We start from the raw sequence: 16,107 nt of genomic DNA on the forward strand, positions 1-16,107 counted from the left end.
ACAGCGGTGGAAATGTTTGCCAACTGTTTTCTTCTAGGCCACGCGTCGGCAGTCCCGCGCGCCAGCAGAACCGGAGCGACAATATGACGGCAGAACCGTTCACGCTGCTTGGCACTGCCTTCCACACGCCCGAGCGTGGCAGGCTGGAGGTGCTGGAGGAGCATCTGTTCTGCGTTGGTGCGCAAGGGCGCATAGCCGAGATCCTGGCGCCCGGCCACCCGGAATACGCGGTGACGATGAGCGATGCCCGTCAGGCTGGCAGGCTGATGGAACTCGGTGAGGGGCAGTTCCTGCTGCCCGGACTCATCGACCTGCACATCCATGCGCCGCAATGGCCGCAGATGGGCAAGGCGCTGGATGTGCCGCTCGAAGTCTGGCTGCAGAAATACACCTTTCCGCTCGAGGCCCGCTATGCGGATTTGGACTATGCTCGCGAGGTCTATGCCGATCTGGTCGACAATCTTCTCGCCAACGGCACCACCACGGCGCTCTATTTCGCCACCGTCCACGTCGAGGCGAGCGTGGCGCTCGCCGAGACATGCCTCGAAAAGGGCCAGCGCGCTCTGGTCGGCAAGGTGGTGATGGACGATCCCGAACAGTGCCCACCCTTCTACCGCGATACCGATGCGGCAAGTGCCGTTTCGGATACCAGGCGCTTCATCGAAGCGGTCAGGTCATTGGGTCCGGGCGAAAGGCCGCTGGTCCAGCCGGTGATAACGCCACGCTTCATTCCAAGCTGCACGGATGCGGCTTTGCAGGGGCTGGGCGAGCTCGCCGAGGAGTTCGGCTGCCACGTGCAGACCCATTGCTCCGAAAGCGATTGGGCAAAACAGTTCGTGGAAGACCGCTTCGGCCGCACCGATGCGGCAAGCCTCGATGGTTTCGGCCTGCTCACCCGCCACACGATCCTGGCGCATTCGAACTTCATAGACGGACAGGACATGGATCTGATCAAGGAGAAGGGCGCTGGCGTCGCTCATTGCCCGCTCTCCAATATCTACTTCGCCAATGCGGTGTTTCCGCTGCGCGCGGCACTCGACCGGCACATGCATGTCGGTCTCGGCACCGATATTTCAGGCGGCTACAGCCCATCGCTGTTCGATGGCTGCCGGCATGCGCTGTCTGCCTCGAGGACGCTGCAGAGCGGCGTGCATGCCGGTCTGCCGGCAGAGGAGCGCGGCGCGCCCGGCGAGCCGATCACGCATCAGGAAGCGTTCTGGCTGGCGACTGCCGGAGGTGCTGAAGCGCTCGACCTGCCGACGGGCAGTTTTCGCGTCGGACACGAATTCGACGCGCTGCTGATCGACACGAAAGCGAGCGCCTCGAATATCCACCTCAACGCCGCCGACGATACGCGCGACGACGTCTTCCAGAAGATTGTGCTCAATGCGGGGCGCGCCAATATTGCCGCTGTGTGGGTTGGAGGCCGCAGGGTGATCGGCGGTAGCTGAGGCCGGCTTGTGGCCGCCCCGAGAGATTTGGACTTCACGGCGCCATGGGGGACGTGATTTCCGTCACATCACGTGTTGAACTTGAACAGCATGACGTCGCCGTCCTGGACGACGTATTCCTTGCCTTCATCGCGTGCCTTGCCGGCTTCCTTGGCCGCCACTTCGCCGCCCAGCGTGACGAAGTCGTTGTAGGCGATGGTTTGGGCGCGGATGAAGCCGCGTTCGAAGTCGGTGTGGATGACGCCGGCGGCCTGCGGGGCCTTGTCGCCCTTGTGGATGGTCCAGGCGCGCGTTTCCTTCGGACCGGCGGTGAAATAGGTGATCAGATGCAACAGGTCGTAGCCGGCGCGGATGACCTTGTTGAGGCCAGGCTCGTCGAGCCCGAGCGAGGACAGGAACTCCATCTCTTCCTCGTCCGAGAGCTGGGCGACTTCGGCCTCAATCGCGGCCGAGATCACGACGGTGCCGGCGCCCTGCGCGGTGGCCATCTTTTCCACGGCCCTGGTGTGCTCGTTGCCGGTCGCGGCATCGGCCTCGGCGACGTTGCAGACATAGAGCACGGGGTGCGAGGTCAGAAGGTTCAGCCCCTGCAGGATGCGCAGGTCCTCCGCCGAAATGCCCTTGAGCAGGATGCGGGTCGGTTTGCCGGCCTGCAGCAGTTCTAGTGCTGCCTCCATCATCGGCAGCACCGTGGTCGCTTCCTTGTCCTTGCTGCCGGCGCGCTTGCGGATCTGCACGATGCGGCGCTCGATGCTGTCGAGGTCGGCGAGCATCAGTTCGGTCTCGACCGTCTCGGCGTCGGCGACCGGGTCGATGCGGCCCTCGACATGGGTGATGTCGTCATCCTCGAAGCAGCGCAGCACATGCACGATGGCGTCGACCTCGCGGATGTTGGCGAGGAACTGGTTGCCCAATCCTTCGCCCTTCGAAGCGCCGCGCACCAGGCCGGCAATGTCGACGAAGGAGATGCGCGTCGGGATGATCTCCTTCGACTTGGCGACCTCGGCGATCTTCTGCAGGCGCGGATCGGGCACCGCCACCTCGCCGGTGTTCGGTTCGATGGTGCAGAAGGGATAATTGGCGGCCTGCGCGGCGGCCGTCCTCGTCAGCGCGTTGAAAAGCGTCGACTTGCCGACATTGGGCAAGCCAACGATGCCGCATTTGAAACCCATTTTGTCCGGTCCTATCGGGGAAAAGCGAAATTTGATCAGGGCTATGGGCGATAGGGGTTGGGAACGTCAAGCCCTGTAAGGCCACATGCGCCTATGCTTCAGTCCTTGTTGCCGAAGAGTTTCTTCAGCATGGCGGCCATCGGGCCGGTCTCGGGTAGCTTGGCGGGCGCCTGCTGGGGGCGGGCCTGGCGAATGTGGCTCTGCTGTTTCGAGCTTTGCTGTTTCGGGCTGGACTGCTTCTGCGCCGGCTTTTCCGGCTCGGCGCCCGCCTTGCCCTGGATGGCAAGGGCGGCCTTGTTCATGAAGCCGGATTCGTCGCCCTTGACGATCATCGCCGCATTGTCGGCGATCGCGTCGAGCAGTGGGTCGAGCCATTCGCGGTCGGCCTTGGCGAAATCGCCGAGCACATGATGCTGGACCATTTCCTTGACGCCGGGATGGCCGACGCCGATGCGCACGCGCCGATAAGCGTTGCCGATATGGCCGTCGATCGAGCGGATGCCGTTGTGGCCGCCGGCGCCGCCGCCGGTCTTGATGCGCAGCTTACCTTCGGCAAGATCGATCTCGTCATAGAAGACGGTGAGGGCGGAAAGGTCGAGCTTGTAGAAGCGCAGCGCTTCGCCGACCGACTGGCCGGACAGGTTCATGAAGGTCTGCGGCTTGATCAGGATGATCTTTTCGCCGCCGAGCGTGCCTTCGGAAATCAGGCCCTGGAACTTCTTCGACCAGGGCGAAAAGGAATGGCGGCGAGCGATAGCGTCCGCCGCCATGAAGCCGACATTGTGCCGGTTTTGAGCATATTTCGCGCCCGGATTGCCGAGGCCTGCAAAGACAAGCGCCGTCTTCCCTGGCATCGTCCGCTCCGGGCGTGAAAGAGTTACTTCTCTTCGGCGGCCGGAGCCGCTTCGGGAGCCTCAGCCTCGACCGTCTCTTCCGTCTCCGGCTTCATCGCCGCCGAACCAGCAACGGTCGCGATGGTGAAGTCGCGGTCGGAGATGACCGGCTTGACGCCGGCCGGCAGCTTGACCGCCGAGATGTGGATCGAATCGCCGATGTCGGCGCCGGTGAGATCGACGGTGATGAATTCCGGGATCGCATTGGCCGGGCAGTGGAACTCGACTTCGTGACGCACGATGTTGAGCACGCCGCCACGCTTGATGCCGGGCGACTTGTCTTCATTGATGAAGTGCACGGGAACATCGACGTTGACTTCCGTGTCCTTGCCAATGCGCAGGAAATCCACGTGCATCGGGAAGTCCTTGACAGGGTCAAGCTGGAAGTCCTTCGGCAGGACCTGGATCTTCTTGCCATCGACATCAATCGTGGCGACCGTGGTCAGGAACCCGCCGCCATGGATCTTGTAGAAGATGTCCTTGTAGGTGAGAGCGATCGCCAGGGGAGGCTGCTTGTCACCGTAAATTACTGCAGGCACTTTACCATTGCGGCGAACTGCACGGGCGGACCCCTTACCGACCTGTTCGCGCGCTTCGGCCTTGAGCTCGTAAGTATCGTGGCTCATGGTTTTTCCTTTCGCGTGTTATGGAGCGCCTACGGTCGGCGATGTGCCCAAGCCGTAAACGTCGAAAGCCGCCAGACCTCGATGTCCGAATGCCGGAAACCGCAGCGAGCGGATCTTTGTTCGGATCACAAGGGGAAGGCAGCCTTCCGCCGCGTTGCCTCCAAGGGTGTCTACGCGGGTGGCGGCTCTATAGCGGAAGGTGGGCAGGCGTGCAAGCGGTGGGAAGGCCGTCGCTTACCGGTCGCCGCTCAAGGCATCGCGCAGTGCCTGGACCTGCCGGTTCAGGGCGTCGAGCTCGGCCAGCGTCATGCCCGAGCGCTTAACCAGGGTCTCGTTCAGGCAGTTGCACTGCACGAGCAGCTTGCGGCCGGCTGATGTCAGGTCGACCTGCACCTGGCGCTCGTCGGTCTGGCTGCGCTGGCGGGTCAACAGGCCGGCCTGTTCCATGCGCTTGACCAGCGGCGTGACCGTGCTCGATTCCAGAGCGAGCCTGTGCGCGATCGTGCCGACAGACATGCCGTCGGCCTCGCCCAGAGCGTTGAGCACGAGATATTGCGGATAGGTGATGCCCATCTCGTCCAGCATCGGCTTGTAGGTGCGATTGATCGCCATGCTGGTGGCGTAGAGCGTGAAGCAGAGCTGATTGTCCAACGGGAGAGGCACGACAACATTCCTTTGCCGATTAAGCGCCCGGGATATGTACTACGAAAAATGATATCGCGATACGTATTTTTGTGGACACGGAGATCAAGCTGCGTTAGCGAGATTGATATCGCGATATTGTTTATCGCGACATTAATCGAACGGAGATTGAGATGACCTCGCAAACCAAATCAGGCTCAGGCAGCGGCACGATCACCACCAAGGACGGCACGCAAATCTATTACAAGGACTGGGGAACCGGTCAGCCCATCGTCTTCCATCACGGCTGGCCATTGAGCAGCGACGACTGGGACGCTCAGATGCTATTCTTCCTGGCACAGGGCTACCGTGTCATCGCCCATGACCGCCGCGGCCATGGCCGCTCGACCCAGACCGATATCGGCAACGAGATGGACACCTATGCCGCCGATGTGGCTGAACTTGTCGCGCATCTCGACCTCAGGGATGCCATCCATGTCGGCCATTCGACCGGGGGCGGCGAGGTGGCGCGCTATGTTGCCCGGTATGGCTCGGGCGGCCGTGTCGCCAAGGCAGCGTTGCTCGGCGCGGTGCCGCCGATCATGCTCAAGACCCCAGCCAATCCCGGCGGCCTTCCCATCGAGGTGTTCGACGGCTTCCGTTCCGGCGTCGCCGCCAACCGCGCCCAGCTCTATGTGGATGTTCCCGCCGGCCCGTTCTACGGTTTCAACCGTCCGGGCGCCGAGGTTTCGCAGGGCGTTGTCGACAACTGGTACCGCCAGGGCATGATGGGCGGCACCAAGGCGCATTACGACTGCATCAAGGCCTTTTCGGAAACCGATTTCACCGAGGATCTGAAGGCGATCGATGTGCCGGTGCTGGTCATGCATGGCGACGACGACCAGATCGTCCCCATCGCCGACTCGGCGCTGCTGAGCATCAAGCTGCTCAAGAAGGGCGAGCTCAAGGTCTACAAGGGCTTTCCGCACGGCATGGCCACGACCCACACCGAAATCATCAACGCCGACCTGCTGGCTTTCTTCAAGGACTAGATGCTTCCCACCTGAACGGCAAAGGCACCCGCCGTGAGGCCGGTGCCTTTGCCTGGATACAGCTCGGATGACTTAAGCGGTTGCTCGCGCCTTCCGGGCTTCCTTCATGTTGGGCAGGAACACCGTCAGCAGTCCCAGGAACGGCAGGTACGAGCAGATCTGGAAGACGAAGTCGATGCCCTTCATGTCGGCGACGACGCCAAGCACGGCGGCCGCGATGCCGCCGACGCCGAAGGCGAAACCGAAGAAGATGCCGGCGATCATGCCGACACGCCCCGGCACCAGTTCCTGCGCGAAGACGACGATGTTGGAGAAGGCCGACGACAGGATCAGGCCGATCAGCACGGTCAGCACCATCGTCCATTCCATGTTGGCGTAGGGGAGCGCCAGCGTGAAGGGCAGGACGCCGACGATCGAGAACCAGATCATCGCCTTTTGTCCATAGCGGTCGCCGAACGGGCCGCCGAGCAGGATGCCCAGCGCCGAAGAGCCGAGGAAGAGGAACAGCATGACCTGCGACATCTGCACCGAAACGCCGAACTTATGGATGGAATAGAAGGTGTAGTAGCTGGCGAGGCTGGCGATGTAGGCGTTCTTGGTCAGCACCAGCAAGGTCAGCACCGCCAATGCCCACATCACCTTCCGGCGCGGGAAGGGCGAGACGAAGCTTGCCGTCTTGCGATTGCCCTGCGCGGCGCGCAGGCGGCTGTACCAGCCGCCGACCTGCCACAGGATGACGATGCCGATCAGCGAGCCGACGGCGAACCAGGCGATGCTGGTCTGGCCGAAGGGCACGACGATGAAGGCGGCCAGCAAGGGACCCATGGACTGGCCGAAATTGCCGCCGACCTGGAACAGCGACTGCGCAAGGCCAAACCGGCCGCCGGATGCGAAGCGGGCGATGCGCGAGGATTCCGGATGGAAGATCGCCGAACCGATGCCGATCAGCGAGGCACCGATCAGGAGCAGATAGTAGTGTCCGGCATAGGCCAGCACGACCAGGCCGATCAGCGAGGACGCCATGCCCCAGGGCAGCGAATAAGGCATCGGCCGCTTGTCGGTAACCGCGCCGATGATCGGCTGCAGCAGGGATGCCGTCACCTGGAAGGTGAAGGTCAACAAGCCGATCTGCCAGAAGTCGAGGCCGTAATTGTCTTTCAGAAGCGGATAGATGGCCGATAGCAGCGACTGCATGATGTCGTTGATGGAGTGGCAGAGGCTCACCGCCAGGATGACGGTGAAGGCCGTCGCCTGGGCTGAAGCGTGACTGGCGGTCGCTTGTGTCGCGACGCTGCTGGCTGTCGTATCGGTCAAGATAGGCTCCGTAGTCTTTTTTGGCGGGTTGTCCCCGCAGGCGACGTGGCGGGGCTTCCCGCAGGCAGCCTTATAGTCCGGTTGCCAAGCGACTTCTTTCGTGGTTTGGTCCAATAGTTTCGCGAGTGGGCCATACCGAATGCCAAAAACCAGGGAGATTTTCGGCGCCGGCCACACCGATCTCGAGCAATTGCACGGGTTGCGTTGGCAGTGGCTCGAGCAGGCGGTCGGGCCGGCGGTGGTGTTGCCGACCGAATATCCGGACGGCTATCACGTGCCGCACCACCACCACAGCCGCAGCCAGTTGCTACACGCGCTGGTCGGCGTCGTGCTGGTGACGACGCGGCATGGGCGCTGGATGGTGCCGCCGGACCATGCGATGTGGATTCCGGCCGGCATCGAACATTCCGTCGAGATGCTGGGCGATGTCTCGATGCGCTCCGTCTATGTCATGCCGCAGGCGATCCCGGGCCTGCCGGAGGGCATGCGCGTGGTCGGCATCACCGACCTGATGCACAGCCTGATCGTGGAATCCGAGAAGCTGCCGCAAGGCGGCGAACTGGAAGGGCGGGGCGGGTTGATCATGAGCCTTCTCCTGCATGAGATCCCGCAATTGCCGGAGCGGCCGCTCGGCCTGCCGTTCCCGTCCGATCCCAAGCTGGCGACGCTCTGCCGGCGTTTCGTCGCCGCACCCTCACCACACGCAACGATCGACGAATGGGCCGATACCGTCGGCATGAGCAGGCGTTCCTTCACGCGCGCCTTCCAGCGCCAGACCGGCCTGTCGCTGTCGACCTGGCGCCAGCAGGCCTGCCTGTTCGCGGCGCTGCCGAGGCTCGCCGATGGCGAGCCGATCACCCGGGTGGCGCTGGATCTCGGTTATGACAGCGTGCCGGCCTTCATCACCATGTTCAAGCGCATGCTGGGTTCCTCGCCGCGCGGCTATATGCGCGGCGCGCGTGATGCCGGCGAAGGCATGCGCCGAGCCCCGGCCCGGTTAGAAGCCCCGGCACCCTCGGCCTTGCCGCAGGGGTAACCGGCTTTTCAGTCGAACAGGCTCGACACCGATTCCTCGGTCGCCGTGCGCGAAATGGCTTCGCCCATCAGGTCGGCGATCGAGATGACGCGGATGTTGGGCGCGTCGAGCACGCCCTGCGTCGGCTGGATGGAATCGGTGATCACCAGTTCCTGCAGCTTCGAGGCGCTGATGCGGGCGACCGCGCCGCCCGACAGCACGCCGTGGGTGATGTAGGCGGTGACGCTGGTGGCGCCGTTGGCCAGCAGCGCGTCGGCGGCGTTGCACAGCGTGCCGCCGGAATCGACGATGTCGTCGATCAAAAGGCAATCCTTGCCGGCGACGGCGCCGATGATGTTCATGACTTCCGATTCGCCCGGACGCTCACGGCGCTTGTCGACGATGGCGAGTTGCGCGTCGAAGCGCTTGGCCAGAGCGCGGGCACGCACCACGCCGCCAATATCGGGCGACACCACCACGACATTGCCGAGCTGCTTGTACTTAGCCTTGACGTCGCGGGCCATCACCGGCACCGAGAACAGATTGTCGGTCGGGATGTCGAAGAAGCCCTGGATCTGGCCGGCATGGAGATCCAGCGTCAAAACCCGGTCCACGCCGGCGCGGGTGATCATGTTGGCGACCAGCTTGGCCGAGATCGGCGTGCGCCCGGAAGCGCGGCGATCCTGCCTTGCGTAGCCGAAATAGGGAATAACCGCCGTGATGCGCTTGGCCGACGAGCGCATGAAGGCGTCGATCATGATGAGCAATTCCATCAGGTGATCGTTGGTCGGAAAGGAAGTCGACTGCAGGATGAAGACATCCTCGCCGCGCACATTTTCCTGGATTTCGACGAAGATTTCCTGGTCGGCGAAGCGCCTGACACTGGCCTTGCCCAGCGGGATGTTGAGATAGCGGGCGACCGCTTCGGCCAGCACCCTGTTGGAATTGCCCGCGAAGAGTTTCATGCACCGTTCCTGGTGGAGGACGGAGAGGTCCGGCGGACTCTCCTGCGCCTTTTAACCGGGCTTTTAGCGGCCCGCGCTGGTATTGCAAGCACCGAGATCGTGAATCCGCCGGCTAAGTCCAGGAAAACTGTTCGGCATCACCGACTGGCAACACCTCAACTCGCCTTGCCGCTAAGAAAGGCCGCGAACTGATCGATGGTCTGGTCGGCGATCGCCTGCATGGTGGCCGGCGAGACCGACTTCCAGCTGTCGGCGCCCGCGCTGCCGCCGGAATTGGTCGAAGGCGCCTTCATCTGGCCGTTGATGCGGTGCAGCCGGTTACCGGAGGGGTCGTAGACGTCCCAGACATAGATGACGGTGGTGTCCTTGCCCTCCGTCATCGCCGAGAAGTAGCCCTTGAGCACGTGGGTAGCGGTCTGGTCCTGGCTTCCGGCCAGCGTGATGCCGCGCTGCTTGGCGCGTGTCTGCAGTTCCGCCGTCAGCGGCGTGGCGGCTTCCACCGAAGCGCCGACGATCGGCGCGATCTGCAGCCGGGTCTTCGACAGGATGGCGGCGGCCTGGGCGGAGGGGACGGGCGCGGCGGCGGGTGCGCCCGCCGTCGTGGTGGCCGTCGCGGCCGGCGCCGGGGCTGGAACGGTGCCCGCAGCGCTGCCTTGCGTGGCGGGTGCGGGCTGTGCCGAAGCCGCCGGCGGGGTGATGGCGGAAGGTTCGAGGACGTCCTTTGCGTTGGTGCAGGCGGTCAAAGCCAATGCCACAAGCAATGACACGGTCGTCACATGCGATCGTCTCATTTGCCTTCTAACTCCTTGGCGAAGAACGTCTCCCATTGTGGATTCACTGCACGATCAAGTCGAGATCATGGCGGGACAGCGGCTTCGGCTGGGATTCGGTGGTCAGGTAGGTGCGGCCAAGCGTCATCGCCGTCTCGGTCTCGGAATCCATGATGATCATGTGGGCAAACAGCGTCATGTTCGGCGCGATCGGCTCGGGATTACCCTGGTAGAACATCGGCATGTCCATCCAGGACGGCGTGAAGCGGGCGCCGACCGAATAGCCGCAGGCGTTCAGCCGGTGCTTGGTCAAGCCGTGCGCTTCCATGGTGCGGGCGTGGGCGTCGAACACGTCGCCGAAGGTGTTTGCGGGCGTCATCGCCTTTTCGACGGCCAGAAGCGCTGCACGCGCCGCGTCGAACAGCTCCTGATGGCGCTTGGAGACCTTGCCGGTCAGCACCGTGCGCATCATCGGCGCATGGTAATGATGGAAGACGCCGGCCCATTCGAGTGTCAGCTGGTCGTTCTTGGTGAGCTTGCGGCGGCCGGCCTTGTAGCGGCACAGCAGCGCATCGACGCCGGAGCCGATGATGAACTCGTTGGCCGGGTAGTCGCCGCCACCGGCGAAGATCGCGCCCTGCATGGCGGCGAGGATCAGCGCTTCGTCGCCGCCCTGCTTGATCAGCGGCAGCGCCGCGTCCAGCGCGTCGTCGGAAAGATTGGCGGCCTTTTCCGCCTTGGCGACCTCGGCCGGGCTCTTGAACAGGCGCAGCCGCCCGACGATGCCGGAAGCATCGGCAATCTGGCCGAAGGTCTGCAACTGCTCGTCCAGGCGGCGGCCATTAAAGGCGGTCAGGCCGTGGGTGTCGTATTCGACGCCGATGCGGGCGCCGAGCAGGTCGAGTTCGTTGAGCAGGTTGCGCAGGTCGACCGCCGGATTGGCGCCGTCGCGGTCGGTCCACAGCACGATGTTGTCGATGATCGAGGTGTGGCGCGCCTGGCGCAGATCGGCCGAGCGGGTCAGAAGCACCATGGAGCCGTCGGCCTTCACCACCAGGCACTGGAAGAAGCAGAAGCCGAACGTGTCGTAGCCGGTCAGCCAGTACATGCTTTCCTGCGCGAATAGCAGGATGGCGTCGAGCTTCTTCTCGGCCATCTCGATCATCAGCCGGTCGCGCCGCGCGTCGAATTCCGATCGTTCAAAATGCAGCACCATTATACCTTCTCCAAAACGATTGCCGAAACCTGCCGGCCATAATCGGGCTCCTTGCGGTGCGTGGTGCGCCGGTAGGAGAAAAACAGATCTTCCTCGGCATAGGTGCAGCGGCCAAGGCCATCGGCCGTCACTCCGGCCCTGGCCAGCCGGTCGATCGTATAGCGGTTGAGGTCGAACATCGAATGGCCGGCATGTGCCGAAGGCACGAAATACCGCGCATTCTCACTGTCGGCACCGACGAAGCGGGCGACGAATTCCGGCCCCACTTCGTAATTGTCGGGGCCGATCGAAGGCCCGAGCACGGCGACGATGTTTTCGCGACGGGCGCCGAGGCTTTCCATGGCGGCAATGGTGTTTTCGAGCACGCCCGTGAAAGCGCCTTTCCAGCCGGCATGCGCGGCGCCGATGATGCGCGCGCCGGTATCCGCGAACAGAACCGGGCCGCAGTCGGCGGTCGAGGCGCCGATGGCGATGCCCGGCCTGTCGGTGACGATGGCATCGGCCTTGGGCCGCTCGCCCGCGAAGGGTTCCCTGGCGATGACGACGTCGGGCGAATGGATCTGCCAGGCGGTCAACAGATGGCTTGCGGGCACGCCCATCCAGGCGGCGACGCGAGCCCGGTTCTGCGCCACCAGCGCCTGGTCGTCATCCGACCCGGTGCCGATGTTGAGGCCTTGGTAGATGCCCGTGGAGACGCCGCCGATGCGGGTGAAATAGCCGTGACGGATGCCTTGTGCCTGCGCCTGGTCCAGCAGCGGCGACCGAACGGGATCCGGTTTGGTCTGATTCAGCATGCGGGCGTTGTTGTCCGTGTGGGCGGTTTCGTCAAGGAAAAGCGGCCGGCGGTCCGGCCGCTCTTTTACCGGACGGGAGATTGGGAGGGGTAGCGATGAAAAGTCAATCCGCCGTGGCGAAGGGCCTGACGGAGATGCCGCGCGGAACGATGGCGAGGACCTTGAAGAGTTCACCCATGGCTTGCGGGCCGGCGAGGCGCTCGACGGCATCCGATATCTCGTCGCGTGCCGGCTGGCCGGCATCCGCGCCCAACTGGCCGGCGCGCTCCAGAATGCCCATGCCGAGCAGGAAATTGCCCTGTGTCGACAGATAGGTGTCGAGACCGTGCGCGCGCACGATCGCTGCAAGGGCGGCGAAATCGACATGGGAGGTAAGGTCCGCTTCGCCGGGACTGGCCAGCACATCTTCGTGATTGTGCCGGCGCAGGGCCTGAAGCGTGTCGCCGACACCGGGCTGCAGATGCCCGTAGTCGAGGAACAGTCCGGCGCCGCCGTCGCCGGCTATGCGCTCGGCGATCGCCGCCATCAGGGCCGTGCGGGCCGGCGCGATTTCGACGATCGCCCCTTGCGGCGCGTCGACTGCATCCCTGGGCAGCAGCGTCGGGTCGACGGAGCCGACGCCGGCGAAGAAGCAAAGATTGTCCGCGTCGTCCAGGCCGACCATGCGCTCGCGCCACTCGGCGCCGGCGCGGACGAACTGGCGGATGGGCACGGCATCGAACAGTTCGTTGCCGACGATCAGCAGCGGCTGCCGCGGCAGCGTGCCGACGACCTCGTGCCAGGAAACAGCGAATGGTGTCGCGCCGAGCGTCTGTTTCTGGATTTCCGTCAGGCGCGGGCTGGTCTCGATCATGGCGATGGCGGCGCCATTGGCCAAGGCCGGATCGAGCCGCGACAAGGTGCGCAGCATGTCCTTCATCAGCGTGCCGCGGCCGGGGCCGATCTCGGCGATGGTGACCGGCATCGGCTGGCCGATCGCTGCCCAGGCCTGGTAAAACCAGATGGCGACGAGTTCGCCGAACATCTGGCTGATCTCCGGCGCGGTGATGAAGTCGCCGGCCGCGCCGAACGGTTCGCGTGTCGTGTAGTAGCCGTCGCGCGGATCGCACAGGCACAGCGCCATGTATTCGTTGACGGGCATCGGGCCAACCGCCTCGATCAGGTCGACGATGCGGGATTTCAGTCGCGTCATGTCGCTTGCTGTTGCGTTTGGATCACTGGCTTGGCTGTCGCCATCGCCCAGATTCCGGCCAGCACCATCGGCGTCGACAGGATCATGCCCATGGTCAGCCAGTTGGTGCCGAGGAGATAGCCGAGCTGCTGGTCGGGTTCGCGGAAGAACTCGACAAAGATGCGTGACAGGCCGTAGCCGCAGATGAAAGCGCCGCCGACGAAGCGCGGCGTCTTCAGCTTGAGGCGCGAGTGGGTGAGGATGCGCAGCACGAGAAACAGCACCAGCCCTTCGAGCAAGGCTTCGTAGAGCTGGCTTGGATGGCGGGTGAACGGACCGCCATTGGGGAATTCGATCGCCCAGGGCACATCAGTAGGCCGTCCCCAGAGCTCGGAGTTGATGAAGTTGGCGACGCGCACGAGGCCAAGGCCGACCGGCACGCCGGCTGCCACGACATCGAACAGAGACCAGGTGCGGATGCCGCGCTTAAAGGAAAACAGCGTCATGGCCAGGATGACGCCGAGCAGGCCGCCATGGAAGGACATGCCGCCTTGCCAGACGGCGAAGATATCGAGCGGATGGGCGATATAGCGCGACAGGTCGTAGAACAGGACATAGCCGGTGCGGCCGCCCAAAACCACGCCGATGGCCGCCCAGACGATGAAATCGTCGAGATCCTCCGGCTTCATCGGCAGGACGCCGTCGGACCAGAGTTTCGGATTGGCGGCGAGCCGCTTGGCATACCACCAGGCAAACAGGATGCCGACGATGTAACCGATGCCGTACCAGTGCACCGCCAGCGGCCCGATCTGGATGAGGATCGGGTTGATGTTCGGGAAAGGCAGCGAAGCCAACGGCAGCAGGAAATACTCGTTCAACGGAAAGCTCTCGGTTGCGATCGGCGCGGACCATGCGGCAGGGTTTTGGCAGGGTCAAGGCAAGGTCACGGCCGTCCATGGTCCGTAAACAGGATCGCTTCAAGGTCCATCGCGCGGACGGACGTCCTCAACCCCTGGGCTTGCCGGCCACCACATTACGCAAGGCGTCGTTGATCCTGTCCTGCCAGCCGGGACCATCTTCCTGGAAATGATCGAGCACGGCCCGGTCGATCCTGATCGAGACAAGCTCGCGGACATTCGGAGTGGTGGAGGGTTCGCGTGGCGGAGCCGCGGCCGGCTTCTTGACTGGCTTGAAGACAGCTTCAGCGGCTTCCATCGGATTTGTCGGTCGGCGCGGGGGTGTTGCCATTGGTTATCCTGATTGAACGTGCCTGAAGGGGAGAGAGGGCGTCATAATAGGCGACTTGCCACCACTAAGTACAGCTTCGGAGCCGTTCGGAAGGGCGTGGCGCTCACCATGCGGCTGTGCGCCATAGCAACGCAGCCGCCGCAGCTAGCTTCAACGTTCTTGCATTCCTCGCGCCACGTCACTAATTCCAATCAAGCAAGCGAGGATTTGCCATGTCGACCGGACCGAACCGCATTCTCGATGAATTCGCCAAGCTGATGACCGACGCCGCCGGTGCCGCTCAAGGTGTGCGGCGCGAGGTGGAGACGGCCTTTAAGGGCCAGGCGGAACGCATCCTCAACTCCATGGATGTCGTGCAGCGCGAGGAGTTCGAGGCTGCGCGCGAGATGGCGGCCAAGGCGAGAGAAGAGAACGGCAGGCTCGCCGAGCGCATCGAGACGCTCGAGGCCAGGATCGCCGAACTGACCGGTCAGGCCACACCGGCGGCTCCGGCGAAGCCCAAGCCGAAAAAATAATTCGTTAAACTTTTCCACAAAGCACCAGCCTGAAAATCGCTTTGCCGTGAATCGCTTACCGGCATTGCGTGACTCTTTGTGACAGGCACCTTTCCACATGCGAATGACGCAGTGCGAAAAATTGGGCTGTTCACGCGACTCCCGATCAATAGACTGAATTTGTTGCATGATTCGGAACAGGGGTCATGCGCCGGGCGGTGGGGTCCGGTCTGGGGTCTTTGCGTCGAGAAGTCCCGGCCGTCCGAGTTCTAGACAAGATTGTTCGTCGTGTGTGCCCCGCGGAGCGTGTGGCGCTCCCCCTGAACACAGGAAGCATTCCATGGAACTTCTCGAACTCGAATTTTCCCGCGAAATCCATCCGGTGGATGTGATCGAGCAGGTGGCCCACAACAATGACTGGTCCTTCGAACGGGCCGGCGACGACGAAATCTCGATCTCGGTCGCCGGCAGCTGGACCGACTATCACGTGTCCTTCTCGTGGATGGAGGATTTCGAGGCGCTGCATCTCGCCTGCGCCTTCGACATCAAGGTGCCGGAAACCCGCACGCTGGAAGTGATGCGGCTGTTGTCGCTGATCAACGAACAGATGCTGTTCGGCCATTTCGACCTCTGGGAGCAGGAAGGCGCGATCATGTTCCGCCAGTCGCTGCTCCTGGCCGGCGGGGTCGAACCGTCGAGCCAGCAAGTCGAGGTGCTCTTGTCCTCGGCGCTGGAAGCCTGCGAGTGCTATTTCCAGGCTTTCCAGTTCGTCGTCTGGTCGGGAACCTCGGCCAAGGACGCGCTGGCCGGCGTGCTGTTCGAGACCTTCGGCAACGCCTGAGCAAGAAGCGTTCGACATGAGTTCGAGCAACGAGCGCAAGCCCGAGATCAGCTTCGCCGATTTCGATCGTGTCGACATCCGCGCCGGCACGATCGTCGAGGCCGAGCCGTTTCCGGAGGCGCGCAAGCCGGCCTTCAAGCTGAAGATCGATTTCGGAGCCGAGATCGGCATCAAGAAGTCGTCGGCGCAGATCACCAAATACTATACGCCCGAGACCTTGATCGGCCGCCAGGTGTTCGCGGTGGTCAATTTCCCGCCGCGCCAGATCGGTCCGTTCATGTCGGAAGTGCTGACGCTCGGTTTTCCCGATGAAGAGGGTGCCGTCGTGTTGGGCGCCATCGAGCGCAAGGTCCCGGACGGCGGGCGTTTGTTTTAGGCGTTCTGGAGCCAAACAGAATAGCGCCTCGTTCCTTGGCGCCCCCCTCTGTCCTGCCGGACATCTCCCCCTCCAGGGGGGAGATCGG

Annotated in this window: 18 protein-coding genes; 6 read left to right on the forward strand and 12 right to left on the reverse strand. The window is 63.4% G+C overall.

Annotated elements, in window-relative coordinates; translation table 11 throughout:
- The first annotated feature begins 83 nt into the window (after positions 1-83).
- Positions 84-1,451: a guanine deaminase gene (guaD, locus tag LB543_RS16645; protein WP_224614817.1), complete on the forward strand. Its 1,368-nt coding sequence runs from the start codon at positions 84-86 to the stop codon at positions 1,449-1,451.
- A 68-nt stretch (positions 1,452-1,519) separates the two neighbouring features.
- Here guaD and ychF read toward each other — a convergent pair whose 3' ends face one another.
- The 4 genes from ychF to LB543_RS16665 all read right to left on the reverse strand — a co-directional run bounded on the left by ychF (position 1,520) and on the right by LB543_RS16665 (position 4,805).
- Positions 1,520-2,623, reverse strand: coding sequence for a redox-regulated ATPase YchF (ychF, locus tag LB543_RS16650; RefSeq protein ID WP_224614818.1), 1,104 nt, complete (start codon positions 2,621-2,623; stop codon positions 1,520-1,522).
- 98 nt (positions 2,624-2,721) lie between these two features.
- A complete protein-coding gene (gene pth / locus LB543_RS16655; protein ID WP_224595732.1) occupies positions 2,722-3,477 on the reverse strand; it encodes an aminoacyl-tRNA hydrolase in 756 nt (251 codons plus the stop codon).
- A gap of 23 nt (positions 3,478-3,500) precedes the next feature.
- Positions 3,501-4,142: a 50S ribosomal protein L25/general stress protein Ctc gene (locus LB543_RS16660; protein ID WP_140810390.1), complete on the reverse strand. Its 642-nt coding sequence runs from the start codon at positions 4,140-4,142 to the stop codon at positions 3,501-3,503.
- Between the two features lie 234 nt (positions 4,143-4,376).
- Positions 4,377-4,805, reverse strand: a complete 429-nt coding sequence (locus tag LB543_RS16665) for a MarR family winged helix-turn-helix transcriptional regulator (protein WP_140810389.1) — start codon at positions 4,803-4,805, stop codon at positions 4,377-4,379.
- A gap of 152 nt (positions 4,806-4,957) precedes the next feature.
- On the opposite strand from LB543_RS16665, the gene LB543_RS16670 reads away from it, so the two are divergent.
- Entirely contained in the window at positions 4,958-5,815 is an 858-nt protein-coding gene (locus LB543_RS16670; protein WP_224614819.1) for an alpha/beta fold hydrolase, read from the forward strand.
- 72 nt (positions 5,816-5,887) lie between these two features.
- Here the strand turns inward: LB543_RS16670 and LB543_RS16675 are convergent, their stop codons facing one another.
- A complete protein-coding gene (locus LB543_RS16675) occupies positions 5,888-7,129 on the reverse strand; it encodes an MFS transporter (protein WP_224614820.1) in 1,242 nt (413 codons plus the stop codon).
- 139 nt (positions 7,130-7,268) lie between these two features.
- Here LB543_RS16675 and LB543_RS16680 point away from each other — a divergent pair, with 139 nt between their 5' ends.
- Positions 7,269-8,165, forward strand: coding sequence for an AraC family transcriptional regulator (locus LB543_RS16680; protein ID WP_224614821.1), 897 nt, complete (start codon positions 7,269-7,271; stop codon positions 8,163-8,165).
- An 8-nt stretch (positions 8,166-8,173) separates the two neighbouring features.
- Here LB543_RS16680 and LB543_RS16685 read toward each other — a convergent pair whose 3' ends face one another.
- The 7 genes from LB543_RS16685 to LB543_RS16715 all read right to left on the reverse strand — a co-directional run bounded on the left by LB543_RS16685 (position 8,174) and on the right by LB543_RS16715 (position 14,308).
- A complete protein-coding gene (locus tag LB543_RS16685; RefSeq protein ID WP_140758465.1) occupies positions 8,174-9,109 on the reverse strand; it encodes a ribose-phosphate pyrophosphokinase in 936 nt (311 codons plus the stop codon).
- Between the two features lie 155 nt (positions 9,110-9,264).
- Positions 9,265-9,900: a hypothetical protein gene (locus tag LB543_RS16690; protein ID WP_224614822.1), complete on the reverse strand. Its 636-nt coding sequence runs from the start codon at positions 9,898-9,900 to the stop codon at positions 9,265-9,267.
- Positions 9,901-9,943: 43 nt separating this feature from the next.
- Positions 9,944-11,095: a M24 family metallopeptidase gene (locus LB543_RS16695; RefSeq protein ID WP_140810384.1), complete on the reverse strand. Its 1,152-nt coding sequence runs from the start codon at positions 11,093-11,095 to the stop codon at positions 9,944-9,946.
- A complete protein-coding gene (pgeF, locus tag LB543_RS16700; protein WP_224614823.1) occupies positions 11,095-11,889 on the reverse strand; it encodes a peptidoglycan editing factor PgeF in 795 nt (264 codons plus the stop codon). The genes LB543_RS16695 and pgeF overlap by 1 nt, the downstream gene beginning before the upstream one ends.
- A 103-nt stretch (positions 11,890-11,992) precedes the next feature.
- Complete coding sequence (locus tag LB543_RS16705; protein ID WP_224614824.1) at positions 11,993-13,081, reverse strand: class I SAM-dependent methyltransferase; 1,089 nt, start codon at positions 13,079-13,081, stop codon at positions 11,993-11,995.
- Complete coding sequence (gene lgt / locus LB543_RS16710) at positions 13,078-13,938, reverse strand: prolipoprotein diacylglyceryl transferase (RefSeq protein WP_224614825.1); 861 nt, start codon at positions 13,936-13,938, stop codon at positions 13,078-13,080. The genes LB543_RS16705 and lgt overlap by 4 nt, the downstream gene beginning before the upstream one ends.
- 127 nt (positions 13,939-14,065) lie before the next feature.
- A complete protein-coding gene (locus LB543_RS16715) occupies positions 14,066-14,308 on the reverse strand; it encodes a BrnA antitoxin family protein (protein WP_140810380.1) in 243 nt (80 codons plus the stop codon).
- 212 nt (positions 14,309-14,520) lie between these two features.
- Between LB543_RS16715 and LB543_RS16720 the strand changes: the two genes are divergently transcribed.
- The 3 genes from LB543_RS16720 to LB543_RS16730 all read left to right on the forward strand — a co-directional run bounded on the left by LB543_RS16720 (position 14,521) and on the right by LB543_RS16730 (position 16,019).
- A complete protein-coding gene (locus tag LB543_RS16720; protein WP_027143348.1) occupies positions 14,521-14,823 on the forward strand; it encodes an accessory factor UbiK family protein in 303 nt (100 codons plus the stop codon).
- A gap of 319 nt (positions 14,824-15,142) precedes the next feature.
- The gene (locus LB543_RS16725; RefSeq protein WP_027143347.1) at positions 15,143-15,643 is read left to right on the forward strand and encodes a YbjN domain-containing protein; all 501 of its coding nucleotides are present in this window, start codon (positions 15,143-15,145) and stop codon (positions 15,641-15,643) included.
- 16 nt (positions 15,644-15,659) lie between these two features.
- Positions 15,660-16,019 (forward strand): tRNA-binding protein, encoded by a 360-nt coding sequence (locus LB543_RS16730; protein ID WP_224595760.1) that lies wholly within the window; start codon positions 15,660-15,662, stop codon positions 16,017-16,019.
- Positions 16,020-16,107: the final 88 nt, after the last annotated feature.

The sequence above is a fragment of the Mesorhizobium sp. ESP7-2 genome (assembly GCF_020164715.1).
Lineage (GTDB): Bacteria > Pseudomonadota > Alphaproteobacteria > Rhizobiales > Rhizobiaceae > Mesorhizobium.